Consider the following 11,019-nt stretch of genomic DNA (forward strand, 5'->3'; position numbering starts at 1 on the left):
ACTATTTTTCGCTCCGCTTACTCGAACTTGTCCACGTAAGCGTGTACCGCCTTCGACTAGTAGTTTATGCATGAAATACTCCTCGCTTTAAAGGTAAAGATTATGCCATTATTATGTGCATTTTTTTCCATTTCACTCTATTTATTTTTGATTATTCCAGTCATTGAGGAATTTTTCAATCCCCTGGTCTGTAAGAGGGTGCTTAACAATTTGACTGAATACTTTAAATGGCACTGTCGCAATGTGTGCTCCATGCATCGCTGCTTCTGTGACGTGAACAGGGTGACGGACAGAAGCTGCAATGATTTCTGTATCGATTGCATGTCGATCGAAGATCTCGGAGATTTGAGCGATCAGCTCGACGCCGTTGTGTCCAATATCGTCAAGACGACCAAGAAATGGTGAAACGTAAGTAGCTCCTGCGCGTGCAGCTAGCAGCGCTTGGTTAGCAGAAAATACGAGGGTTACATTCGTTTTAATATTCAAATCACTAAAGGCTTTCACTGCTTTCAAACCTTCTAGTGTCATCGGAACTTTAACCGTAATATTAGGAGCGATTGCCGCTAGCTCTTTCCCTTCTTTAATCATTCCTTCCGCATCTTCAGAAATGACCTCTGCGCTGACAGAACCTTCGACTTCTTCTGTTATTTCTTTCAACCGTTCATGAAATGAAACGCCTTCTTTGGCGACTAGGCTCGGGTTTGTTGTTACACCAGCAAGAATCCCAAGAGAATTGGCTTCTCGGATATCTTCAATATTCGCAGTATCAATAAAAAATTTCATTTCTATACACCTCGTTTTTAAGTAGTTCACAAAAAGACCAACGAAAAATGTCAAATGATTGCGTTTTCAATAATGATGAAAAGGAAACCGCTACGACGTAACGGCTTCCTGTTGCATAGGCTTTATTAAGCTTTTTGAGAAGAACCGAATTCGCGCATTTTACCGATTACAGTTTCTTTAATAGCATCGCGACCAGGTCCTAGATATTTACGAGGATCATATTGCTCAGGCTGATCAGCTAGTACTTGACGTACAGCTTTTCCTTGAGCAATTTGGTTCTCAGTATTTACGTTGATTTTCGCAGTACCGAAAGAAATGGCTTTCTTGATATCTGCTGTAGGAATTCCTGTACCACCGTGAAGAACTAGTGGCTTGTCTACAAGACCCATGATTTCTTCCATGCGATCGAAGCCAAGGTTTGGTTCCCCTTTGTAAGGTCCGTGTACGGATCCAAGTGCTGGAGCAAATACGTCAACGTCAGTTTCGTCAACCAATTGCTTACACTCAGAAGGAATCGCGTATGCAGCTTCTGCATCGTCAACGATAAGGTCGTCTTCTTGTCCACCAACACGGCCTAATTCTGCCTCAACAGATACACCGTGGATGTGTGCAAGTTCAACAACTTTTTTCGTAACAGCGATGTTTTCTTCAAGTGGATCGTGAGAAGCGTCGATCATTACAGAAGTAAATCCAGCGTGGATCGCTTCTGCACATTTTTCGAAACTTGAACCGTGGTCCAAGTGAATAGCTACAGGTACTGTTGTACCATAAGATTTCATAAGTGCTTTAACCATGTCTACGACAACGTTGAAACCACCCATATATCGTCCTGCGCCTTCAGATACACCTAAGATGACAGGGGATTGCTCTTCTTCAGCAGCCTGAAGGATTGCTTGAGCATATTCAAGATTATTAAGGTTGAACTGGCCTACACCGTAGCGTTCTTCCTTAGCTTTTTCTAGCATTTCTTTCATTGATACTAGCGGCATGAAAGATCCTCCTTTATGAATTCGAACTTTTATTTACAAGTCTGTTTCCATAGGAAAACACACCATGTAAGTTTTGCTACAGTATTAGAATACCAATACCCTCAGCATGGTGCAACATCCTCATCCCTTATATAACGCTTACATTTAAAAAAAAGAAATTTAGTGGCTGTGAGCAAGCGTACCCTCTACCAAATCTTTCAACTTATGGATATCGAATGGTTTAGCGATGATTTCACGCACAAAAGCGTAATCTACTTCTTTTTCAATATTTTCCTTAGATAGACCACTAATTATAATGACTGGGGAAAGAAAATCCCTTTCTTTTAATTCACGTAAAACTTCTCTTCCATGTAAAACAGGCAGATTGTAATCCATGATGACTAGATCCACTTCTGTTTCGTCCACAATATCGATGGCCTGCTTACCTGTTTTAGCGGATACGGTGTGATAACCCTCACCTTTGAGGATTTCCTCTAATAAAAGCCGTATTCCGGCTTGGTCGTCAACTATGAGAATTTTGTTTGTCATGGTATTCCCTGCCTTTCTATTTTTTTAGCATTTAACCTTATACTCCCTACACTATTTTCTCTGTGTGGTTAATGTTTCGATAGACAGTCACTATTTTCCTGCGCATGTATGTTCGCTTCTGACAAGTTTTCTCATAAACTTTTATGAAGACGCACATTTATCAAATCATGTAGAATTTTGCTCTTCTAAAACCATACCCTATTTGATGTAGTTAAATAGAAGAAACCCCCACCTCAGGTCATCCAATTTCTGGATGACCTGAGGTGGGGGTTTCTTCCAAATTGCAACATAGAAAAAAAGCAAAGGTCAATGTCACCTTTGCCTTTTCTTCTATTAATATTTCTGCTTCATAGCTGCTCCAATGAATCCATAGAACAATTCTTGTGGACGGGTCGGGCGAGACTTAAATTCTGGATGGAATTGGCTGGCCACAAACCATGGGTGGTCTTCCACCTCGATGATTTCAACAAGACGGCCATCAGGGCTTGTGCCAGAGAACGTAAAGCCTGCTGCTTCCATTTGTTCACGATAGTGATTGTTAAACTCGAAGCGGTGACGGTGACGCTCATAAATCACTTCTTCCCCATAAGCTTCAAGCGCTTTTGTGCCTTCCTTCAAACGAGAAGGATAAATTCCAAGACGAAGCGTTCCTCCTAGATCAGATATTTCTTTTTGCTCTGGTAAAAGGTCGATGATCGGGTGTGGAGTCGTCGGATCAATTTCCGCCGAATGTGCTCCACCAAGATTCAAGACGTTACGCGCAAACTCGACGGTAGCTAATTGCATACCAAGGCAAATCCCTAAGAAAGGAACTCGCTCCTCACGTGCATAACGGATCGCTTCAATCTTACCTTCAATCCCACGATCGCCGAAGCCACCTGGAACTAGGACTCCATCAACGCCTTCAAGCATTTCTGCTACATTACTGCGTGTGATATTTTCAGAGTTGACCCACTTCACATCTACATCTGCGTTGTAACTGTATCCAGCATGCTTCAATGCTTCAACAACAGAAATGTAAGCATCCGGCAACTCTACGTATTTACCAACAAGAGCAATGGTCGCCTTCTCTTCTAGGTTCTTGACTTGATCGATCAGCTTGTTCCATTCCGTCATATCTGCAGGAGGACAATTTAAACCGAAGTGGTCACATGTCAGCTGATCAAGCTTTTGTTCTTGTAAAGTAATCGGAACGTTATAAAGCGTCCCCGCATCACGCGCTTCAATAACAGCATCTTTATTAATATCACAGAAAAGCGCAATTTTTTCTTTCATATCTTCAGATATCTCCATCTCCGTACGCAAGACAATGACATCAGGCTGGATACCTAGAGAACGTAATTCCTTCACGCTGTGCTGAGTTGGTTTTGTCTTCATTTCCCCTGCAGCTTTTAAATAAGGTACAAGCGTGCAATGAAGGTACATCACATGCTCTCGGCCAATGTCACTTTTAATTTGACGAATCGCCTCAAGGAACGGAAGGGATTCTATATCACCAACCGTACCTCCAATTTCTGTGATGACAACGTCTGCATTGGTCTCATGACCTGCGCGAAAGACACGATCCTTGATTTCATTAGTGATGTGCGGGATAACCTGAACAGTGCCTCCAAGATAATCTCCGCGACGTTCTTTCTTGATGACATTTGAATACACTTTCCCTGTTGTCACGTTACTGAATTTATTCAAGTTGATGTCGATGAAGCGTTCGTAGTGACCTAAGTCAAGGTCCGTTTCTGCGCCATCATCTGTAACGAAGACCTCACCATGTTGATAAGGACTCATCGTACCCGGGTCCACATTGATATATGGATCGAATTTTTGAATTGTTACTTTAAGTCCTCGGTTTTTCAATAATCGCCCTAATGATGCTGCTGTGATTCCTTTTCCTAAGGAAGACACTACACCGCCTGTTACAAAGATATATTTCGTTGCCACGAAGATCCCTCTTTCTCTATTAGTCTTTATAGTAAAACTACTTAATAATAGTTCATTTCAGGGGCATGAACGGCTTGAATAAAAAATTGGTCTATCTTCAAGTTGTCCAAGAGTTTATATTTTAAACTCATTTCCCTTGCATTGTTTAATGCATGGTCGTTTCCGCTTTTCCATATAAAAAACAAAAAACGCTCCCCACCGCGCGGGGAGCGTTCTAACATTTCTTTTTAAGAAATTAAAGAGCCCAAATAAGATTGTACTGATTTGACTTTTGAAAGTCAACCATCCACTAAAATTATTCTTCGTCTTCTTCGTCCTCATCTCCGACAAAGCTGATATCGTCTTCAACGATCTCCTCTTCTTCTTCGTCGAGATCATCATCTTCATAGTCACCTTCAAAGTCATCGTCTTCATCATCAAGATCGAGATCTTCATCTGTTAAATCAAGATCTTCCTCTAGATCATCATCTTCATCGTCAAACTCGGAAATACCAAGTTCATCTTCAAGAAGCTTGGAAGGTTTTTTCTTCTTCTTCTTTTTCTTCTTGCGTTTTTGTGGAAGGTTCGCAATTTCTTCTTCCATTTGCTCTACAGGATACCAGCGTTTCAGTCCCCATCTATTCGTTCCAATTGTCATGAACCCACCATCAATATTCATGTCAGTGTAAAATTGCGCGATGTATTCTTCTTTCTGCTTTTCACTGAAACCTTTCATGGAAGCGATACGGTTGAAGATTTCATTGAAATCAATCGCTTCTCTCTCTTCTTCCAAAATGATCGTTGCAAGTTCAATCATGGAAATTTCATCAATTTGCTCTTGGCTCAATTCTTTTAAGCTCACGATCCAGCACTCCTTTATATTCAATATATAGAATAAATGGCCTCACAGGCATACGAATCACATTTAATCATACCATCCATTATATGATTTGACCCTATAAAAATCAAATCAATCAATAGAAGGTTCTTTCTCTTAACTTTCTAACCAAACATACATGAAAATAAACGCTTATTGCACACTAAAAATACGCATGAAACTTGGTGTTCTCCTTAATTTAATTTAAAATAATAGAAAGTAATGGACGAAAATAAAGGAGAGACGTACTATGAAAACCCACCCTTTCAACTGGGGAGCTACGATAATCGTAGTTCTATCCGTCGGAATTTGGTTAACCTACAATTTTGGCATGATTCATACCAAACATTTTTCAGAAGCCACTATTACTGAAAAGACACATGACGAAAACGGCTACTATATTCATGTGAATGACGAGAAGCTGCATGTGAAAGATACAAGCACTTGGATGCTTCTTGAATCAGGTGAGCATTACAATGTTACCTATGAATGGTATGGAATGAAAAAGCCATATGTAACGGAAATCAATCAGGCTCATGATGAGGACCAAATCGGTGGCGGTCACTAAAGTCCTTTTCTCAAAAAGGATAAGCGCCCTGTCTATTATTAAGGCAGGGCGCTTTTTACATAATATTTGAGTTAAGTCGCTGAACAAGGCGATTCCACACTTAATCCTATCCGGTTGCGGCTCCTAGCGACTAGCGCAACTTCCCTCGCTTCTGTACGATAAGTCAACATCGATTCACTTCGTTCCTCGTGTTTCCTTTATCTCCTCCAGCTCAGTCCAGTTCGTACGTCGCTGAACAGTCGCCTCCACACTTAATTTTATCCGGTTCCATCGCCTAGCCCCTCGAGGTCTTAAGACGTTGAACTACATGAAGAAAGTTCACTTCATTCCGTTCATCGTCTTAAGCTTGTCGGGGCTGAACAAGGCGATTCCACACTTAAATATTACATATTCCTTCTGTATTGTCCTCCGACTTGGTAGAGAGCGTTGGTGATTTGGCCGAGGCTTGCAACTTGGACGGTTTCCATCAATTCTTCAAAAATGTTTCCACCGCCGCTTGCAACTTGCTTCAGACGCTCCAAAGCTTCCTCAGATTTGTCTTTGTTTGAATCCTGGAAGTTTCTGAGCTCTGTGATCTGGTGCTCTTTTTCTTCTTTAGAAGCACGTGCAAGCTCCATGGAATCAATTTGTTCTTCAGATGGAGGATTTGGATTCAAGTATGTGTTTACGCCGACAATCGGCAGTTCACCCGAATGTTTTTTCCCTTCATAGTAAAGGGATTCTTCTTGAATTTTCCCTCTTTGATACTGACGTTCCATCGCTCCAAGGACACCGCCACGGTCGTTAATGCGTTCGAACTCTTGCAAAACGGCTTCTTCCACAAGGTCCGTCAGTTCTCGAATAATATAGGAACCTTGTAAGGAGTTTTCGTTTTTCGTCAAACCGAACTCTTTGCTGATAATCATCTGAATCGCCATCGCGCGACGTACGGATTCTTCCGTCGGGGTGGTGATCGCTTCATCATAAGAGTTAGTATGCAGCGAATTACAATTATCCTGAATTGCAATCAACGCTTGCAAGGTTGTACGGATATCGTTGAAGTCGATTTCTTGAGCGTGCAAGGAGCGTCCAGAGGTTTGAATGTGATATTTCAATTTCTGGCTTCGCTCGTTCGCCCCATATTTTTCCTTCATAACGATCGCCCAAATCCTTCGAGCTACGCGTCCCATTACGGTATACTCTGGGTCAAGACCGTTTGAGAAGAAGAATGAAAGGTTAGGTGCAAACTTGTTAATATCCATTCCACGGCTCAAGTAATATTCAACGTAAGTGAATCCATTCGCCAATGTGAAGGCCAGTTGGGAGATCGGGTTCGCTCCGGCTTCCGCAATATGATAACCGGAAATGGACACGGAATAATAATTACGCACTTGATGATCGATGAAATACTGCTGAATATCCCCCATCATTCTCAACGCGAATTCAGTGGAGAATATACATGTGTTTTGTCCCTGGTCTTCTTTTAAGATATCCGCCTGGACGGTTCCACGTACAACATGAATCGTTTCCGCTTTGATTTGAGCTGCTTCTTCAGCATTCGGCTCTCGGCCTTTTTCTTCACGGAACTTATTCATCTGCTGATCGATCGCTGTATTAAAGAACATGGCTAAAATAATCGGTGCCGGACCATTAATCGTCATCGATACGGATGTCGTCGGATCAACAAGATCAAACCCGTCGTACAGTTTTTTCATATCTTCTAGTGTACAAATGTTTACGCCGCTCTCTCCAACTTTTCCATAAATGTCCGGACGTTCGTCGGGATCTTCCCCATATAAAGTCACGGAGTCAAAAGCGGTACTCAAACGCTTGGCGTCATCGCCTTCCGATAAGTAGTGAAAACGGCGGTTCGTCCGCTCCGGTGTCCCTTCACCAGCGAATTGACGCTTCGGATCTTCCCCTTTCCGTTTAAAAGGAAATACTCCAGCCGTAAAAGGAAAAGCTCCTGGTACGTTTTCACGAAGCAGCCACGTCAATCGATCGCCCCAATCAGAATAGTTCGGGAGTGCCACCTTGGGAATTTTCAGTCCGGCCAGACTTTCTGTAGTGAGATCCATAGTAATCTCTTTATTACGTACTTGGAACGTGTACGTATCACCGCTATATCTTTCATGCAGTCCATCCCAATCGTCCAGCTTCTCTTTTGCCTCACGGTCAATGGACTTCTCGTAATCCTCGATCAAGCGCTTGATACTCGCCTTCGTATCTTCATCTGTCATCTCTTCCAATGTGCCTTTCAACTGGTAGAGCTTGCGAGCTTTAGCTGCTTGATCATCTGTCTCTTTATGATAATTTCGGACGGCAAGAGAGATGTCACGCAAATACTGCTTGCGTTCGTTAGGGATGATGACATTCTGCTTCTCTACTTTCTCGACACGCTCAAGCGAGGTGTGATCCTGCCAAGAGAATTTTTCATTCAGCTGATGAACAATTGCAGCAAAGAGGGTGTTCGTCCCTGGATCGTTGAATTGACTGGCAATCGTTCCATAGACAGGGAATTTTGATGCATCATCATGAAACAGCATATGGCTGCGCTGGTACTGTTTACGCACCTGATTCATGGCATCCTCTGAACCTTTTTGCTCAAATTTATTGATAACTATAAAGTCAGCAAAATCAATCATGTCGATCTTTTCTAACTGAGATGGTGCACCAAACTCAGCTGTCATCACATACATCGATAAGTCGGTAACATCAGTGATGGCTGCGTCGCCTTGCCCGATCCCACTTGTTTCAACGATAACAAAATCTACACCTGCCGCTTTAACGACTTGAATAGCTTCTTCAATAGATTTAGAAAGCTCGGAACGTGCATCCCGTGTCGCCATCGACCTCATATATACACGAGGGTTGAAAATCGCATTCATTCGTATGCGGTCTCCAAGAAGCGCTCCGCCTGTTTTCTTTTTCGTCGGATCGACAGACAGAATGGCGATTTTTTTATCTGGGATCTCATTGATAAACCTTCGGATCAGCTCATCTGTAAGTGAACTTTTCCCAGCTCCACCTGTCCCTGTAATTCCGAGTACCGGAACTTTTTTATCAACTGTTTTATTGACAGCGGTTTCAAAAGCAGCAACAGCTTCGCGTTCTTCCTTCGGTGTGTTCTCTACGTATGTGATAAACCGAGCGATGGCCTGGTGATTTCCTTCGGACAGCTCTTCTACACTTTTTTCTACATTTAATGGTGGTAAAAAGTCACATTCCTCGATCATGAGGTTAATCATGCCTTGGAGTCCTAATGTTCTACCATCTTCAGGAGAAAACACACGCGCAACTCCATATTCATGAAGCTCCTTGATTTCTCTCGGGATGATGACTCCACCGCCACCTCCATAAACTCGGATATGGCCTGCACCTTTTTGATTCAACAAGTCGACCATGTACTTGAAATACTCGACGTGTCCTCCTTGATAAGAAGATATCGCAATGCCTTGCGCATCTTCTTGGATCGCAGCATTGACCACTTCCTCTACAGAACGGTTGTGGCCCAGGTGAATGACCTCACCTCCTGTTGACTGCAAGATGCGGCGCATAATGTTGATGGAAGCATCATGTCCATCGAAAAGGCTAGAAGCCGTGACAAATCGAACGGGATTTTTCGGCTGGTAAACCGTCGGCTGTTCCATGTCCGATCTCCTCCTTTACTTAGAGCTTTCTTTTTCTGTTTCGCTTAATCCTTCTAATAACAACTGAATTTGGGTGTCTGTATAAGATTCAAGGGTAAATGTGCGTTGTAAAATCCAGCGTCTGAATCCCCACATCTGCCCTTGAACGAAAATATTGTTAGCGATCAATTTGATTTCATGGTCTGATCGTTTCTCAGAAAGACTGTTCAGAATGACTTGTTCCAGCATGGCGACCATGTCTCTTTCTTTTTGCAGCACATAATCCTGTGCATCGCGCGATAAAGACTTCACTTCCTGATACATGACCACGACCTCATCCTGCATATCATCCATTAACTGAAAATAAGATCGAATCGCATGAACAAGGCTTTGGATACTTGATTGATTGGGATCAATAGAGGCTTCCATCCGCTCTTTTACTCGCTGATAGATCGAATCACAGACAAGAAACAGCACATCTTCTTTTTTACGGATATACTCATACAGTGTTCCAATGCTGAATCCTGAAGCTTTTGCAATTTCTCTTGTCGTCGTTTTATGGAATCCTTTTTCAATAAAAAGTGTAACGGCGCCCCTGATCATCTGGTTCCGTCGCTTCAAAACTAGCGTTTCATCCTTTATTGAAGAAGGAACTTGATTTTCAGCCATCGTCATTCTCCTTTACGCATCCATTCTTGAAACCAGGAACTGGCCAATTGATAAGGATCTGCGCTCGGGTCTTGGAACACCTGTTGTTTGTCTAGATCCTGGTCAATCTCTGCCTTCACTTCACGCCAAATTTCCTCTCGAATTAATTCGTAGACTTCCAATTTCAATTGCTGTTTCCGCTGTTTTAAACCTTGTTTGGTTTCATACAAGTATTTCTTATGTTCTTTCACTTTTTCATAAAACGTCTCCATGCCTTCATTTTCTGTAGAGATCGTTTTAATGATAGGGGGCAGCCAACCTTTAGGCTGAGCAATCATCATGTACTCTTCTAATGTTGACTTGAGCTTTTCTACGCCTGGGAGATCCGCCTTGTTAATAATGAACAGATCAGCAATTTCCATAATCCCTGCTTTGAATATTTGCAAGACATCCCCACTGTTTGGTGTGAGTACAAGTCCAGTCGTATCTACAACTTTCATAATATCAAGTTCTGACTGGCCAACCCCTACAGTTTCCACAAGGACGATATCAAATCCATAGGCATCACAGACCCGAATTGCATCTTTAGTCGCCCTCGCAAGCCCTCCAAGACTTCCTCTAGTTGCCATGCTGCGAATAAATATGCCCGGGTCTAGAAAATGCTGATTCATCCTCGTCCGGTCGCCCAACAGAGATCCACCACTGAAAGGACTAGTCGGATCGACAGCAATAACAGCTACCGTTAGATCAAGACTTCTCAAATACGTGAGCAGCCTGTTGATTAAGGAGCTTTTCCCTGCCCCAGGAGAGCCGGTAATCCCGATATAATGAGCTTTTTTCTTGATTGAAAAAATATTGCTCATCAGCTCAAGTTTTTGATCATCTTCGTTTTCAACGAGTGTGATCGCTTTGGCAAGCGCCCTCATATCTTGTTTTTTGATCCTTTCAGCGAGTGGATGCATAAACTTGTCACCTTTCTATCATCTATATCTGCGGTCGCTTCTGTACGATAAGTCAACATCGGATCACTTCGCTCTCCGTGTTTCCTTTATCTCCTCCAGCTCAGTTGAGTTGCGAAGCCTAGACACTCGAGACATAAGT

At 42.5% G+C, this 11,019-nt stretch carries 9 protein-coding genes; 1 reads left to right on the plus strand and 8 read right to left on the minus strand.

Annotated elements, in window-relative coordinates:
• Positions 1 to 141 precede the first annotated feature (141 nt).
• From fsa to rpoE, 5 genes are all read right to left on the minus strand, one after another.
• Positions 142 to 783 (minus strand): fructose-6-phosphate aldolase, encoded by a 642-nt coding sequence (gene fsa, locus LD39_RS16025; RefSeq protein WP_035549628.1) that lies wholly within the window; start codon positions 781 to 783, stop codon positions 142 to 144.
• A gap of 125 nt (positions 784 to 908) precedes the next feature.
• Positions 909 to 1,772: a class II fructose-1,6-bisphosphate aldolase gene (gene fba, locus LD39_RS16030; RefSeq protein ID WP_035549631.1), complete on the minus strand. Its 864-nt coding sequence runs from the start codon at positions 1,770 to 1,772 to the stop codon at positions 909 to 911.
• Positions 1,773 to 1,931: 159 nt separating this feature from the next.
• Positions 1,932 to 2,300, minus strand: a complete 369-nt coding sequence (locus LD39_RS16035; protein WP_035549634.1) for a response regulator — start codon at positions 2,298 to 2,300, stop codon at positions 1,932 to 1,934.
• Positions 2,301 to 2,633: 333 nt separating this feature from the next.
• The gene (locus LD39_RS16040; protein WP_035549638.1) at positions 2,634 to 4,238 is read right to left on the minus strand and encodes a CTP synthase; all 1,605 of its coding nucleotides are present in this window, start codon (positions 4,236 to 4,238) and stop codon (positions 2,634 to 2,636) included.
• Between the two features lie 295 nt (positions 4,239 to 4,533).
• Complete coding sequence (rpoE, locus tag LD39_RS16045) at positions 4,534 to 5,079, minus strand: DNA-directed RNA polymerase subunit delta (protein ID WP_035549641.1); 546 nt, start codon at positions 5,077 to 5,079, stop codon at positions 4,534 to 4,536.
• Positions 5,080 to 5,344: 265 nt separating this feature from the next.
• On the opposite strand from rpoE, the gene LD39_RS16050 reads away from it, so the two are divergent.
• Complete coding sequence (locus tag LD39_RS16050) at positions 5,345 to 5,662, plus strand: hypothetical protein (protein ID WP_035549644.1); 318 nt, start codon at positions 5,345 to 5,347, stop codon at positions 5,660 to 5,662.
• Between the two features lie 383 nt (positions 5,663 to 6,045).
• Here LD39_RS16050 and icmF read toward each other — a convergent pair whose 3' ends face one another.
• The 3 genes from icmF to meaB are packed head-to-tail and all read right to left on the minus strand — an operon-like array spanning position 6,046 to position 10,880.
• Entirely contained in the window at positions 6,046 to 9,291 is a 3,246-nt protein-coding gene (icmF, locus tag LD39_RS16055) for a fused isobutyryl-CoA mutase/GTPase IcmF (protein ID WP_035549648.1), read from the minus strand.
• 15 nt (positions 9,292 to 9,306) lie between these two features.
• Positions 9,307 to 9,939 (minus strand): TetR/AcrR family transcriptional regulator, encoded by a 633-nt coding sequence (locus tag LD39_RS16060; RefSeq protein WP_035549651.1) that lies wholly within the window; start codon positions 9,937 to 9,939, stop codon positions 9,307 to 9,309.
• 2 nt (positions 9,940 to 9,941) lie between these two features.
• Positions 9,942 to 10,880: a methylmalonyl Co-A mutase-associated GTPase MeaB gene (meaB, locus tag LD39_RS16065; protein ID WP_035549654.1), complete on the minus strand. Its 939-nt coding sequence runs from the start codon at positions 10,878 to 10,880 to the stop codon at positions 9,942 to 9,944.
• Positions 10,881 to 11,019 lie beyond the last annotated feature (139 nt).

Source organism: Halobacillus sp. BBL2006, from assembly GCF_000786645.1.
In the GTDB taxonomy this organism is placed as follows: domain Bacteria; phylum Bacillota; class Bacilli; order Bacillales; family Halobacillaceae; genus Halobacillus.